The sequence below is a fragment of the Saccharibacillus sacchari genome, from assembly GCF_037722395.1.
GTDB lineage: Bacteria > Bacillota > Bacilli > Paenibacillales > Paenibacillaceae > Saccharibacillus > Saccharibacillus sacchari_A.
Map to the genome: position 1 here is coordinate 1 of NZ_JBBKAR010000033.1, position 14,402 is coordinate 14,402.

A 14,402-nucleotide genomic window follows, 5' to 3' on the forward strand; every position below is an offset into this window, starting at 1 on the left:
CGGTTTTCAAGGTGCAAGCCTTGTCTCGTAGTTAAGTCTCTTAACTACACAGCGAAATAGTTGCATTCGAGCGACTTTTGGATGCCCTAACCGAGGATCTTCCATCCGAGAGCTGGAACCAAGCGGAGCGAAGAGGCAAAGATGGAGCGCCCATGGTTTGGTGGTGATGGCAGAGGGGTTCCACACGTTCCCATCTCGAACACGACCGTTAAGCCCTCTAACGCCGATGGTACTTGGACCGCAGGGTCCCGGGAGAGTAGGAAGCTGCCAAGCCGATCAAGAAGTCTTCTCTTAACGGAGAAGGCTTTTTTTGTGTGGGGAGAAAGACGGGGACGCACGGGGAGGTCGCTTCGGGAGAAGCCTTGTTGCTTCCCTGGTTTGCCTGGCGGCAAGCCCAAAGTCGCGCCAAGGCTTCTTCCTACGCTCGGCGTGCTACCCGTCTTTCAGGGAGTAGGTTGGAGATAGTGCTAGCGTATTCTCATAATGCTTTCTTTATCTCTATACAACTCTCCGCTTTTATTTTTTTCTTCTTCAATACCTCAAAGCTTTTAACCTCTAAATCATTCGTAGCAGCGAAGCCGTTATCTATTTCCGCAGCTAGCTCAAGCTGCGTGAACTTCGAGCTTCGCCTTTTACCTACCTACACACAGAGCGAGCCTGCTTCCAAACCGGAGCGCCTTTGTCTTTTCCCCTTACCTCTAATTCTTTATTCAATATAAAGGGGAAAAGACAACGAAGCGAAGGTTGGAAGCAGGCTCGCGGCCTCTCACCAGCGAACTAAAACTCCGGAGTGCGTCAATCCCGCACCGAATCCGTACATAAGCAGCAAATCGCCGCGCTTTACTTTTCCTTCATCGATCGCAAGTTGCAAAGCCAAAGGAATCGAAGCCGCAGACGTATTTCCGTAAAATTCGGCGCTGGTTAACGTGCGTTCGCTACCGATCCCGGTCTTTTCCGCAATGGAGTCGATCATTTTTAAGTTGGCGCTATGGGGAATAAACCAATTGATATCTTCGATCCCGCTCGGAAGCGATTCGCTGAGTCGTTGTACGCCTTCGGGTACGGTGCGGACTGCCCATTTGTAGACCTCGCGGCCGTTTTGGACGACTTTGCCGTTACCGTCCAGTTTTTGTCCTTTTAAAGTATCCGCCATACCGCTTCGATACACATGCTGGCCTCCGCTGCCGTCACTGCCCATATGAGAGCCGAGAAAAGCACCTTGCTCCGCATATTCAATGACAGCTGCACCGGCTCCGTCGCCGAACAAAATACAGGTGCTCCGATCGGTGTAATCGATTGTTTTGCTCATACATTCACCGGCTACGATCAACACTTTACGGTGCAAGCCTGCTGTCACCATTCCGTTTGCGAGATGAAGCGCGTAGGTGAAACCGGCACATGCGGCGCTTAAATCGAGCGTTCCGGCATTTTGCAGTTTAAAAGCGTCTTGCACAATACAAGAGACGGTAGGGAAAGGATAGTCGGGCGTAGTTGTAGCAGCCAGCACCAGATCGACTCCGTCCAGCGCATTTGGATAACGGCGAAGAAGGTCTTCAACGGCTTTGATGCAGAGATGTGAAGTGAATTCATCATCGGCTGCAATGCGTCTTTCACGGATACCCGTACGTTGGACAATCCATTCGTCATTGGTATCGACCATAGCTTCCAGATCGTCGTTGGTTAGTCTTCGCTCGGGGACATAAGTGCCTAGAGCGGCGATGCGCGAGTTCGAGAGGATAGGGTTCATCTGCAAATCAGCTCCTTTAGCACTTAATACTAGTACCTGGTACTAATATAAAAGCTTATTATGATTTTTGCAAGTTTTACTTGAAAAAGTACGTTTTAATCCCGGCATAGTTATTAATTTCAGAGAAAAGTGAATCTGTTCATGTGGGTCATGGTACCAGACTTTTTTTGCAGCGATCAGACTTTGAGCCGCTTGAACGTATCGCATTCTTCTCTATTCTACCGGAAAAAGTGACACGAAACGGACAAAATTTTCCGGACAATTTGACCGCAAAACTTGTCTGTATCCTGCCGCACCGGGTTTTTGCACACTGGAGTTAGCCCAAAGCGGAGGTGATGAAGCGAATGAGTTGGTGGATGGAAGAGTCGATCCGGATGATCCAAACCAATCTGCGCGAAACGGATGCGGCGATGGACCCAGTAAGGCTGATGGATGATCTGGATGATTTGTCGGCCAATGTACTGATGGTGAACGCGGGAGGCATTTTCGCTTTTTATCCGTCGGAGCTGGAAGAACAGTATGTGACGCCGTTTTTGAAAAATGATCTGGTCGGCACGTTGACGGACTTGGCGCATCGAAGAGGGAAACGGATCATTGTGCGATTCGATTTCAGCAAAGCCCATGAGTCTCTGTTCGAACGCCATCCCGAATGGTTTTACCGAACCCGGACAGGTCAAGAGGTCAATTACCACGGTATCGTTCATACTTGCGTAAACGGGTATTACCAGCAAAAAGTTTCGCTCGATATGATCGGCGAAGTGCTTGAGCGTTATCCGGTCGACGGAATTTTTTTCAATATGTTCGGCTATCAGCACTGGGATTACAGCGGCAACCATTATGGGCCGTGTTGTTGCGAGAATTGCCGTCAGCGGTTTTGGGAAATGTACGGTAAAAACTTGGATCAGTACGATGGGAAAGGCGGAGCGTTACGGCAGGAGTATGCGGAGTTTTGCGAGCGGACGACGCGTGAGATGCTTCGGCGTATACGCGAGTTCGTGAAAAAAGATCATCCGCATGTCGCGATCTCCACCTATCATACAGAAGGCGTGGATCTGGTGCGCAGCGAGTCGAATACGTCATTGAAGCGGGCTTTACCCAAATGGCTGTATGCGGCGTCTGAAAACGTGGCGTCGGTCGAAGGCGGCTGGGACGATAAACGTTCCAGTTGTTGCAGCATCAACGCAGTCGATTTGCCGTATCGGTTCACGGGCGTGTCGGTGCATGAAACGGAGATTCGACTGTATGAAGCGCTGGCGCAAGGGTCTGTGTTGGACTTCTGCATCATCGGCACGTTTCCGGATTATCCGGATACGTCCAATCTGTCTGCGGTGCAGCGCATCTTCCGTTTTCAACAAGAAAATGAGAGCGTATTCAAAATTTTGAAGCCGATTACCGATGTTTTGCTGGTCAAACCGCAATCGGGCACAGCTCGCGAAGAATACTTGGGATTGTTCAAGCTATTGAAGGAGAAGCAGATTCCGTTTGAAGTCGTGGCAAAGGAAAGATTGGTCTGGCGGCTTGAAAAAGAAAACGGAGCGCGCGTGTTGTTGCTGCCGGGTGTCGACCGGCTGACGGAAAAGGAACGCGAACTGTTGGAGCGGAAGCAGCGGGACGGGCTGCGGATCGCCGCCACGGGCGGGGCGCTGGCGGAAGATGCCGAATCGCTGCGCGCGTTGTTCGGCATCCGGGAGCTGAAGCGACTGCCGGATGCGGAGTCCGCCTATTTCGAGGCGGACGGGGAAGGGGTGGCCGGCATACCGGAAGGCCGGCGGTGGATCGTGGCGCCCGGGCCGTGCTGGGCGGCGGAGGTAGAGCCGGGCGTAGCCGGCAGGATGCGCGGCATCGAGGCCGCGGCGTTCGGGCCGCCGGAACGAGCGTACGGGCATACGCGCAGCGAGGATTTTGACGCGGTGACGATCCGCCGGAGCGGAGCGGGCAGCGGGTTGTATTACGGCTGGCAGCCGGGGGAATGGTATAGCCGCTACGGCTGGCAAGACCATAAAGAGGCGTTCGCCGCCGTGCTGGAACAGGAATTGCAAGGCGGCTGGACGTTAAAGTCCAATGCGCCGTCTGCGGTGGAAGCGTTCCTGCATCGCACGATTGAAGGCGATCTGCTGCTGCAATGTATCAATCTGTCGGGCTTTAACGGCATGACCTACCATGAATCGCTGCCGATCGGGCCGTTGACGTTCACGATCGGATCGGAGCTTCATACAGGACGTTCGTCTGGTACGGCTCATGCGTCGAGCGACACCTACGAAGCAACATCGTTGCTCAATAACAAAGATATCCGGGTGGAGCAAACCAAGCAAAGGCTTTCTTTGACCATCCCATGCTTGGAACGATACGAAGCCGTACGGATAAGCCGTATCCCTTCGGAAACGTGATCGTCCAGTATTTTGACCGCGTACGATATGAGATTCACATTTGGAGCGCTCATACTGACGAATTCAAAAACCTCGGCGTGTCTTACGTTTGCTGCTGTTTTTTTAAGAAAGGAGACTGACCATGGAACAACCCGTAACCGTTTCTTCGCCGGGCGGTCAAGCGCATTCCGTTTCGCTCTGGTCGCGCATCGTCAAGCACCGCACCATTTACCTGCTGATGCTGCCCGGGCTGCTGTTTTTTATCGTATTCAAATTCGGTCCGCTGTGGGGTCTGCTGCTGGCATTCAAAGACTATAATCCGTATCTTGGCTTCGCGGCCAGCGAATGGGCGGGCTTCGATCATTTTACGGCGCTGTTCGCGGACCCTAACTTTTATGTCATGCTCCGTAACACGCTGGCGATCAATCTGCTGGGACTGGTCTTCAACTTCCCGGTTCCGATCGTGCTGGCGCTGATGCTGAACGAGATCCGGCACGAGACGTTCAAACGCATCAACCAGTCGATTGTGTATATGCCGCATTTTCTGTCTTGGGTCGTAGTGGCGAGCATGACGTATTTTATCCTGTCCGCCGATGTCGGCATCATTAACAAAATCATCGTATCATGGGGCGGCGAATCCGTTTCGTTCCTGTCGCAGGTGAATTACTTCTGGGCGATGATCACGGCGCAAAGCGTCTGGAAAGAAGCCGGTTGGGGCACGATCATTTTCCTGGCGGCGATGGCCGGCGTCGATCCGCAGCGCTACGAAGCGGCCGTCGTCGACGGGGCGAACCGCTGGAAGCAAATCTGGCATATCACGCTTCCTGCGATCCGTCCGACCATTGTCATTTTGCTGGTGCTGCGTCTGGGCAACATGTTCGACGTCGGCTTCGAGCAGGTGCTGCTGATGATGAACCCGCTCGTCATGTCGGTCGCCGAAGTGTTCGATACGTATGCGTACACGCGGGGCATTTTGCAAGGAAACGTCAGTGTCGGCGTCGCCGTCGGGATGTTCAAAGGCATTATCGGATTGCTGCTGATCGTCACCGCCAACCGTATCGTCAAAAAAATGGGGCAGGAAGGCATTTATTGACTGCGGGCGTGCCGACAACATCTTCCTCCGGAAAGGAGTTACCTTATGAGTTTCGTGAAAAGCAAAAAGCCGACCGCGTTCGATTGGGTCAATTACAGTCTGATTTTACTGATTTCGTTGGTCTGTATCTTTCCTTTTTTGTACGTGTTCAGCGTGTCGTTTACCGATCCCGAGGTGTATGTGCCGCTCAAGTTTTATTTATTCCCGGAAAAATGGTCGCTCGACGCGTATCAGTACATTTTATCCACGAATAGTTTTCTGAACGCTTTTAAAAGCACGGTGTTCATCACGGTCGTCGGCACGGCGCTGAATCTGATCGTGTCGTTCACGTTCGCTTACGGACTGACCAAACGCACGCTGCCGGGTTACAAACTGATTATGGGATTTGTTATCTTTACATTGGTGTTCAGTGCCGGGATCGTGCCGAATTATCTGCTGATCCGCGAGCTGGGACTGATTAATTCGTACTGGTCGTTGATCCTGTCCAGCTTGACGAACGCGTGGAGCCTGATCATTATCAAAAGTTTTTTGGAATCGCTCCCTTCGGAATTGGAGGATGCGGCGCAGATCGACGGCTGTTCGGATCTCGGCGTGTTTTGGCGCATCGTGATTCCGCTGTCCATGCCTGCGATTGCCACGTTCACGCTTTTTTTCGCGGTGGCGCATTGGAATACGTACTTTAACGCTTTGATCTACTTGACCGATTCGAACAAATGGACGCTGCAAGTGCTGGTGAAGACACTCGTCATTGATTCGAATTCATCGGCAGCGGCGGCAGCAGGCGCGAGCGACGAAGCCGTCATGCCGCAGGAAACGATACGCATGGCGTCGATCGTGCTGTCGATGCTGCCGATTCTGGTCGTGTATCCGTTTTTGCAAAAGCATTTCGCCAAAGGCGTGATGTTGGGTTCGGTTAAAGGTTAAAAGGGAATTCGCGAACGATCATCCGAGGAGGAATACGAATATGGGTAAAATGAAGATTTCGCGCCGTAAATGGGTCGCCGCTTTGTGCGGGGCCGCCATGACATTATCCGTATTGACCGCGTGCGGTCCGCAGGGTGGAGGATCGCAAGCCGCACAAAGCGGACAAGAAGCGGAAGGGCCGGTTAATATCCAGATGTTTGCCGGACTGTTCAGCGAGCTTCCGGATATGAACGACGAGTATTGGAGCGGTTGGCAGGAGATGACCAATTCCAAGCTGGATATCGAATGGGTGCCGTCGGGCGATCTGAATACGAAGCTGGATCTGCTGCTTGCGTCGGGTCAATTGCCGGAAGTGGTGTCCACGACCGACTTTACCCGTCCGACGTTGATCAGCGCGATCAAAAACGGAGCGTTCTGGGATCTGACTCCGTTCCTGGGCGATCTGAGCGAATATCCGAATCTCAAAGAAAATCTGGCGGAAGACGCGCTGAAATACTTGTCGGTCGACGGTAAAATCTATGCGCTGCCGAGATCGAGATCGCGGGTGGACGGGGGCCTCAAAATACGCGAAGACTGGCTCAAAGAATTGAATATCGACGTGCCGGCCACGATGGAGGAGTATAAAGACGCGTTGGCGGCGATCTTCAAAGCCAAACCGGGCACGGTCGGGCATTTGTTTGTCGATAATCCGACAGCCGCGATGCAAGCCGGTTTCGGCGTGTACAATCCGACTTACGACGACGCGGGCGGCTTGGTCAATCCCCGTCTGACGCCGCAGTACGTGGAGATGGTCGGCTTTTTCCGAGAATTGTATGCCGAAGGCTTAATGTCCAAAGAGTACGCGGTCATGAAAGAAACGCAAGCCGAAGAACTGTTCAAAACGAACCGCGCAGCGTCTTACGGACGGCCGATCTGGTGGGACGACGAATGGGAAAAAGCGATGCGCAAATCCGGCGAAGAAGACGCGAAAATCCTGAATCTGCATCTGAAAGGACCGAACGGGGACGACGCGGTGGCATTGGAAACAGGCGTGTCGGGCGGCTTCTATATTTCGAAAAAAGTACCGGAGGAAAAAGTGAAGCAACTGCTGGCGTATTTTGAGCAAACGGCTTCGCAAGAACTGACGGATTATGCGTATTACGGCAAACAAGGCGTACACCATACCGTCGAAGACGGGCAAAAGGTACTGACGGAGCAAGGCGTGAAAGAAGTCAATACGACGAGCAAAGGCGCGGGCGTGCTGGCTTATGCCAAGTGGGGCAAAGTGATCAGCGCTTCGGCGAGCAAAACATTCAACGATGCCAAAATCGCGGAAGTGGAAGCGTTCGACGAGATCGGCAAGATCGACCCGTACCGCGTAGTGACGGTGGAATCGTGGATCAACGCGTGGCCGCAGTACGATACGGAATACAAGTCCATGATGACCAAAGCGATCGTGGGGCAGATTTCGTTGGAAGACTTCGATGCTTACGTGGCGGGTCTTCGGGAACAACCGGCGTTGAAGCAGGCATTTCTGGATATGGCCGCGGCGTATAAGCAGTTCCAGGAATCGTAATTGAATGGCAGGCTGCGAAAAGGAGGAGACCGATGCAAAGCAACGGAAAAATCTGGTGGCGGCAACCGCTGCGCATTATCCAACCGAATCTTCAGGTAGCGGATACCGACACCATTCAACCCGAACGGTTGGCGGCACAGTTGGAAGAGTTGGGCGCGAATGCCGTGGTATTCAACGTGGGAGGGATCTACGCTTGGTACGATACCGAAGTGCCTTACCATACGCGGAATCCGTTTTTGGAAAAAGGTCGGGATTTGCTTGAAGAAGTGATCTCTGAGCTGCATAGCCGGGGCATCCGTTTTATCGCCCGTTACGATTTCAGCAAAGCGGACGATTCCGTCTGGCTGCGCCGTCCGCAATGGTTCGTGCGCGATACGGAAGGACGTCCGGAAACGATCGGGGCCATGCGCCCCGGACCGTGGCCTTTGCTGATGAAAACATGTATCAACAGCGGGTATCGAAATGAAGGCGCGGCAGAAAAAATACTGGTCGAGTCGCTTCAGCGCTATAAGATTGACGGTGTTTTTTTCAACGCGCCGGGCTACGAGTTTTGCCGGTGCGGGACGTGCCGCAACAAATATGCGGAATTGTACGGCGGAGCCGAACTTCCGCAAGAGCGAAAGTTACTCGAAAAAGATTTTCCGCTGCGCTGCATGACGGACAATATGCGGCGGTTGAACGCAACGATCAAATCGGTCAAGCCGGACGTGCCGACGATCCTGTATTACGATCTGTACCGCGACAGGTTGGAAGAACGTGCGGAGATCGCCGATCTGATCTGCGCCGAACCGCAAGATATATTGTCGCTGGGCTGGCGGCATATCCCGGAATTTTGGAAGCCTGCGCTGTCGATGCGTTTCGGACGGTCGGCGCACGGCCAAGGTCTGCCCGCTCCGCTCGGCATTGTGCATTCCTGTCCGGGCATGGATTGGCGGCATACCGGGCTTCCGCCGGCGGAATACCGCTTCTGGATGGCGCAGGTACCGGCGAACGGCGGACAAATCTGGCATTCGCTGACGGGCATTCCCGATACGATCGGCGACAAACGGATACTGGAACAGGTAGCCGGGCTGAACCGCGACGTCGCAAAAGTCGAAGCGTTGATGCACGGCGCGGAGCCGGAGCACGAGATCGCGCTGCTATGGAACTCCGCTTCTTCCGCCGAAGGCTGGGCGGAAGCGCTGATCCAGGCTCGGCTTCCGTTCGCGGTGCTGCCGGCCGAGGCGGCGGAACAAGGCGCGATGAACCTGTACCGGGCGGTGATCGTTCCCGAAAACTTCGGCTGGACGGCTGCGTTGCGGGAAGCGGCGGAGAAATTCGTGCGGCAAGGCGGAGGGTTGTTGACCGAAGGCGAGCTTTCCGGCGGAAGCGACAAGGCCGCGAATCCGGCGAAGCTGATAGGCGTCGCCGAAAACAGCGTGCGCAGCGAAGAATTGCAAGCCGCATATATTCGTTTCGAACCGGAAGGCAAAGATCATCCGCTGCACGCGGGATTCGAGTCCGTCGAGCTGTTGCCGCTGCGCGGCCGCGTATCGTACTGCCAGACCGATGAACAGTCGTCGCCTGTGAAGGTGCTGGCGACGCTTGTGCCGCCTTTTTCTCCGCCCGAAGCCGTAGGCGCTCCGCCGGAACGCGCGTCGCTGCCGGTTCCGCGGACGGATCTGCCGCTGATGATTGCGAAGCAGTCAAGGCAGGGGCGTACGCTGTATTTGCCTTTTTCGTTAAGCGCATTGATCGCCGACTATAAGCTGGCCGATCATTATCGCCTGGCTACCAATTCGGTACGTTGGTTGCTCGGCGAGCCTCCGGCGATCGAGACTAACGAACTGCCGGGACTTCAATTGACCGTTTTCCGTAAAAACGAAGAGCGGCTCGTGCATCTGGTGAATGGGGCGGGGCGACGGCCGTTGACTTCGATCCTGCCTTTGCATGAAGTCGAATTGCGTGTAACCACAGAGGGGGAACCCGGTTCGTATGCGGCAGAATGCCTGATCTCCGGTGAACGTCCCGAAACATCGGTTCGCGGCGGCAAACTGGTCGTACGGATCGCCAAACTGTCTTCGTGGGAATGCGTCCGCATTTTTCCGCTAAAAAGATGAATAAAAAAGCGAATCCCGAGTAAGCCTGATTCGATTTTAGGTATAATGGGAACAGCATGCAAAAACGGACGGGAGGAAGCATTCATGAGCGAATTTACGCAATCCGTGAAACGCGGCGCACGTCGTATTTTGCCGGCGGACACCTATCTCAACCGGCTGATCTGGTTGGGCTGCTTATCCGTGCTGATTCCCATTTTATTAATAGGAAGCGCTTACTATTATATTTCGACGAATCGGCTGACCGCTCAATTTCAAGCAGATAGCGAAGAATCGCTGCTGCTGCTCAAAGACCGCATGGAGCAAACGCTGGGCAGCATCGAGAACGTATCGTTGCAGCTTTCGATGGAGCCTTTGATTCGAAGAGCATTGGCCGATCCCGGCTATAACGAGGATTATTTGGCGCAGATGGAACTGCTGAATCTTTTTCAAACGCGAAGAGGAACGGAAGGGCTGATCGGGGATATCGTGTTTTACCGTACGGAGTCCGGAACGACGCTATCGAATACGTACGGTCATGTCGCCGAATCGGATTTTCGTTATCGGAAAGACCTCGGTGAAGCACTTGAGCGTGGTGAGAGCGGTTGGGTGAGACTGGCCGAGGCCGCGAAAGAAGGCTATCTGTCGTATGTCCGCCCACTGCCCGTGATGTATACTGGCGCGCCGCAAGGGCTGCTTGTCATGCAAGTCGATGAAGCAGGGCTGGATCGAATGCTCAAAAGTTATCGGACCTCGTTGGAAGATCAGGCGCTGCTTGTGTTGGATCCGAACGGCGTTCCGCTTCTGCAAGCTTACGGCGGGGAACCGGAAGGCGCGCTTCCGCGAGCGGGCGATCTTCGTGCGGCTTCGGCGGGAGAAGAGACATCGGGCAGCGAATTGGTGCAAGGCGAAGAAGGGAGAGCTTTGCTCGCTTTCCAACGCACTTCATTCGGACGAACGTACGTTTCTTGGTTGCCGGAATCTTCGATGATGAAGCAGCTGGGCTGGATACGCGGCCTGATCCTTTTTACGGCGGCAGCTTGTCTGTTGTTTGGCCTGATTCTGAGTGTCGTCACGTCGAAGCTGGCCTATAATCCGGTGCAGCGGCTGCTTCAACACGGAGCAAGGCTACGAAGCGGACAGACAGGCGGTTCGGATCGCGACGGCAACGAGATCGAATATATCCGTTCCTGTCTGGATTATCTGAACGAACAGGCCGGATCGCTGGATCGTTACGTCCGCAGCATGCAGCCGGATTTGCGCGATCGCTTTTTCCAAAAACTGCTGCGTGGCGATTATACAGTCGATACCGGAGAATTGCAGCGTCAATGCGCCAGGTATGGAATCGACTCGAACGGCGAAGCGGCGGTCGTGATGGTGAAGGTAGAAGATTTGCTGCGAGAGAAGCGTTTTTTGCCTCAGGAAGGCGCGGTTATTCGTTTCGCGGTCCGCAACGTCATGAACGAATTGCTTCAGGGGGACGGACTAATCGGTTGGACGGCGGAGGATGGGGAAAAAGAGAGCGCGGCCGTGCTTTGTTTCCCGCCGGGAACTTCGCCGAAAGAAATCCGGGAAAGCGTCGGTCGTTACGCGCAGCAGATCGTGGAATCGCTGGAGCGGTATCTTTCTTTTTCGGCCGCGGTAGGCATCGGTCGTCCGGTTTCTTTTGCCAAACTCCCGGAAAGCGTTTCGGAAGCCCGTACGGCGCTGAAATACCGATTGTTCCGCGACGCGGATCGGGTGCTCTGGTATGAAGAACCGATCCGGTTGGATGCGGGAAGTCCGTTGTTTTTGTATCCCAAAGAGGTGGAGCGCGGCTTGATCGAAGCGTTGAGCGAAGAAGACTCGGCGGGCGCCGAAGCGGCACTGGAAGAGTTTACGGATCGGGTGCGCACGGCAGGATCTTACAATGTGATTTCGCAGTGTTACCATGTTCTGCTGTCGGCGTTGATTCAAGCGTTGGAAGCCAACGGAGCGGTTCCGGGCAAGTTGTTCGGGGAAAATCTGTTTGAGCAGTTAAAAGAAAACCAAACGTCGCGCGAGATGCACGATTGGTTTGTGGGCATGGTGTTTCCGGTCTGGATGCGGATACGCAGCGAAAATGCCGGAAACTCTTCCAGGCAATTGTTGCGGCGCGTGTGCGCGAGAATCGAAAGCGACGAAGACGGCAGCCTTACGCTATCGGAGTGCGCGGAAAACGAAAGCATCAGCGCCTCCACGCTCAGCCGGTTATTCAAGAAAGAAATGGGAATCTCTTTCGTGGAATATATGATAGAGTTTAAAGTGAACAAGGCGAAGCGGTTGCTGAAAGAAACGGACTGCAACGTGACGGATATCGCCGGCATGGTCGGATATTCCGAACGCAACTTGAACCGGGCTTTCCAGCGTTGTCTGGACATGTCGCCCGGCCAATACCGTACGCTGCATCGTTAAAGCCGACCAGGTTTTCTGACGCAAGTACCGTTTCGCCGAATGCAGCAAGGCAGACGCCAAGTCCGCAGAAAGGGTGAATACATTTGGAATCCGCAAAACAAATCGTAGGTTTCGCAGGAATAGGTGTCATGGGCAAAAGCATGGCGGGGCATATTTTGGACAAAGGATACGAGGTACACGTCTATAACCGCACCCCGTCCAAAGCGCAGGAGTTGGTCGATCGCGGCGCGGTCTGGCACGATTCGCCGTCGACGCTGGCGCAAGCTTGCGATATCGTGATCACGATGCTCGGCTATCCGCAAGACGTAGAGCAGGTCTATACGGGCGAAGACGGTCTGATTCCCCATGCCAAGTCCGGCGCGTACCTGATCGATATGACCACCTCCAGCCCGCTGCTCGCGCGCCGTCTGGCCGAGCAGGGCAAAGAAAAAGGAATCGGCGTGCTGGACGCTCCGGTATCCGGCGGCGACGTCGGTGCCAAAAACGCCAAGCTGTCGATCATGGTCGGCGGCGAAAAAGAAGATTACGAAGCGGTATTGCCGGTACTGGAGATCATGGGCAGCAATATCGTTTATCAAGGTACGGCGGGAGCCGGACAAAATACGAAAATGTGCAACCAGATCGCGATCGCCTCCAATATGATGGGCGTAACCGAAGCAATCGTGTATGCCGAAAAAGCGGGCCTAGACCCTCGCAACGTGCTGAAAAGCATCGAAACCGGCGCGGCCGGAAGCTTTTCCCTGAGCAACCTGGTCCCGCGCATGCTTGACGGCGATTTCGAACCGGGCTTTTATATCAAGCATTTTATCAAAGACATGGGCATCGCCCTCGAATCCGCCGCCGAGATGAAGCTTGATCTGCCGGGTCTGAAGCTGGCCGAATCCTTGTACCGCAAACTTGCCGACGCCGGATACGAAGACAAAGGGACTCAAGCGCTGTATAAGCTGTGGAACGAGCAAAAGTAACGACAAAAAGGTTGAATCGCATACGAGCCGGTATCCGTTTGGCTTCGGCTATTCGGAAGAGGACGGTGCGCCGGAATCGTACGACCGAACTTTCGGTCGTACGATTTTTGACGTTGGGCACGCCAAAGCTTGCGAAGGCTGCCTGTCGGACAGAAGGAACTCGAATAAGTGCCGATCTGCAATTATAATTTCGACCGGGCCGCTTTTTGGGAAAATAGATGCCGAAGTGCACTTCATTCTTCGTCGAGGACGCTGAATCGTGCTTTTTCTCCGAAATAACTGCACTTCGGTACTTATTTTCTGGTTTCCATATTTTGTTTGAATGCTTCTGCCAAACGGTTAATGATACGAATAGAGGAGCTTTACTTTGCTTCATTTAACGCTTTTGCTTGCGTAATTTCTGTGCATTCTAACGTTTTTATTGCGCTATGCCGAGCCGTTTATCGGGTCGCGGTTATCTCGTTTTCAACTTTCCCAAAGTTTTTTGCAAAAAAGGGTTGACCTTTGGAATGCTCGCATGGTATATTATTTCTTGTCGCCGCGGGCAACACGCTGAAACAAGCGAGACGCGAAACGGCCGACATTGATAGCAAGGCCCGTTGGTCAAGGGGTTAAGACACCTCCCTTTCACGGAGGTAACAGGGGTTCGAATCCCCTACGGGTCATACATACGGAGGCTTAGCTCAGCTGGGAGAGCATCTGCCTTACAAGCAGAGGGTCGGGGGTTCGAACCCCTCAGCCTCCACCATGAAGACTTTAGTGACGAAGTCGCAACAATCATGGAACTAAGAATGACACTCTAACGCGGGGTGGAGCAGCTCGGTAGCTCGTCGGGCTCATAACCCGAAGGTCGCAGGTTCAAATCCTGCCCCCGCAATTGCTTTACTTTATGGCCTGGAACCGTGGTGTAGGGGTTAACATGCCTGCCTGTCACGCAGGAGATCGCGGGTTCAAATCCCGTCGGTTCCGCCATTTTTACTTCAATAATGTTTTGCGGACGTGGCTCAGCGGTAGAGCATCGCCTTGCCAAGGCGAGGGTCGCGGGTTCGATTCCCGTCGTCCGCTCCATTATTTTGCGCCCTTAGCTCAGCTGGATAGAGCGTTTGACTACGAATCAAAAGGCCGGGAGTTCGAATCTCTCAGGGCGCGCCATTTTTTAAAAGTTCAACACCGGATCGGACGTAGGAAGTTTACGCCGATGCCGGTGTTTTTTGTTTTTCCGATGCCTTCACGCCGCGGAATCT

Annotated in this window: 8 protein-coding genes, 6 tRNA genes and 1 rRNA gene; 14 read left to right on the top strand and 1 reads right to left on the bottom strand. The window is 53.9% G+C overall.

Features of this window, described 5'->3' with window-relative positions; all coding sequences use genetic code 11:
* Positions 1–156 precede the first annotated feature (156 nt).
* Positions 157–273: ribosomal RNA gene (gene rrf / locus WKI47_RS08965) — 5S ribosomal RNA — on the top strand.
* A gap of 493 nt (positions 274–766) precedes the next feature.
* On the opposite strand, the gene WKI47_RS08970 is transcribed toward rrf, so the two are convergent.
* Positions 767–1,747: a ketoacyl-ACP synthase III gene (locus WKI47_RS08970; RefSeq protein ID WP_340226814.1), complete on the bottom strand. Its 981-nt coding sequence runs from the start codon at positions 1,745–1,747 to the stop codon at positions 767–769.
* 344 nt (positions 1,748–2,091) lie between these two features.
* On the opposite strand from WKI47_RS08970, the gene WKI47_RS08975 reads away from it, so the two are divergent.
* From WKI47_RS08975 to WKI47_RS09035, 13 genes are all read left to right on the top strand, one after another.
* Positions 2,092–4,134 (top strand): hypothetical protein, encoded by a 2,043-nt coding sequence (locus tag WKI47_RS08975; protein WP_340226815.1) that lies wholly within the window; start codon positions 2,092–2,094, stop codon positions 4,132–4,134.
* 121 nt (positions 4,135–4,255) lie between these two features.
* Complete coding sequence (locus WKI47_RS08980; protein WP_340226816.1) at positions 4,256–5,206, top strand: sugar ABC transporter permease; 951 nt, start codon at positions 4,256–4,258, stop codon at positions 5,204–5,206.
* 45 nt (positions 5,207–5,251) lie between these two features.
* A complete protein-coding gene (locus WKI47_RS08985; RefSeq protein WP_340226817.1) occupies positions 5,252–6,130 on the top strand; it encodes a carbohydrate ABC transporter permease in 879 nt (292 codons plus the stop codon).
* 40 nt (positions 6,131–6,170) lie between these two features.
* Positions 6,171–7,685 carry an extracellular solute-binding protein gene (locus WKI47_RS08990; RefSeq protein ID WP_340226818.1) on the top strand — a complete coding sequence of 505 codons (1,515 nt, stop codon included), beginning with the start codon at positions 6,171–6,173 and terminating at the stop codon, positions 7,683–7,685.
* Positions 7,686–7,717: 32 nt separating this feature from the next.
* Positions 7,718–9,784 (top strand): alpha-amylase family protein, encoded by a 2,067-nt coding sequence (locus WKI47_RS08995; RefSeq protein WP_340226819.1) that lies wholly within the window; start codon positions 7,718–7,720, stop codon positions 9,782–9,784.
* Positions 9,785–9,868: 84 nt separating this feature from the next.
* Positions 9,869–12,193, top strand: a complete 2,325-nt coding sequence (locus WKI47_RS09000; protein WP_340226820.1) for a helix-turn-helix domain-containing protein — start codon at positions 9,869–9,871, stop codon at positions 12,191–12,193.
* Positions 12,194–12,276: 83 nt separating this feature from the next.
* Positions 12,277–13,158 carry an NAD(P)-dependent oxidoreductase gene (locus tag WKI47_RS09005; protein WP_340226821.1) on the top strand — a complete coding sequence of 294 codons (882 nt, stop codon included), beginning with the start codon at positions 12,277–12,279 and terminating at the stop codon, positions 13,156–13,158.
* Between the two features lie 593 nt (positions 13,159–13,751).
* Positions 13,752–13,823, top strand: a tRNA-Glu gene (locus WKI47_RS09010).
* Positions 13,824–13,830: 7 nt separating this feature from the next.
* Positions 13,831–13,906: transfer RNA gene (locus tag WKI47_RS09015), tRNA-Val, on the top strand.
* 55 nt (positions 13,907–13,961) lie between these two features.
* Positions 13,962–14,035 (top strand) — tRNA-Met (locus tag WKI47_RS09020).
* Between the two features lie 19 nt (positions 14,036–14,054).
* A tRNA-Asp gene (locus WKI47_RS09025) sits at positions 14,055–14,130 on the top strand.
* Positions 14,131–14,151: 21 nt separating this feature from the next.
* Positions 14,152–14,226: transfer RNA gene (locus WKI47_RS09030), tRNA-Gly, on the top strand.
* A 7-nt stretch (positions 14,227–14,233) separates the two neighbouring features.
* Positions 14,234–14,310: transfer RNA gene (locus WKI47_RS09035), tRNA-Arg, on the top strand.
* Positions 14,311–14,402: the final 92 nt, after the last annotated feature.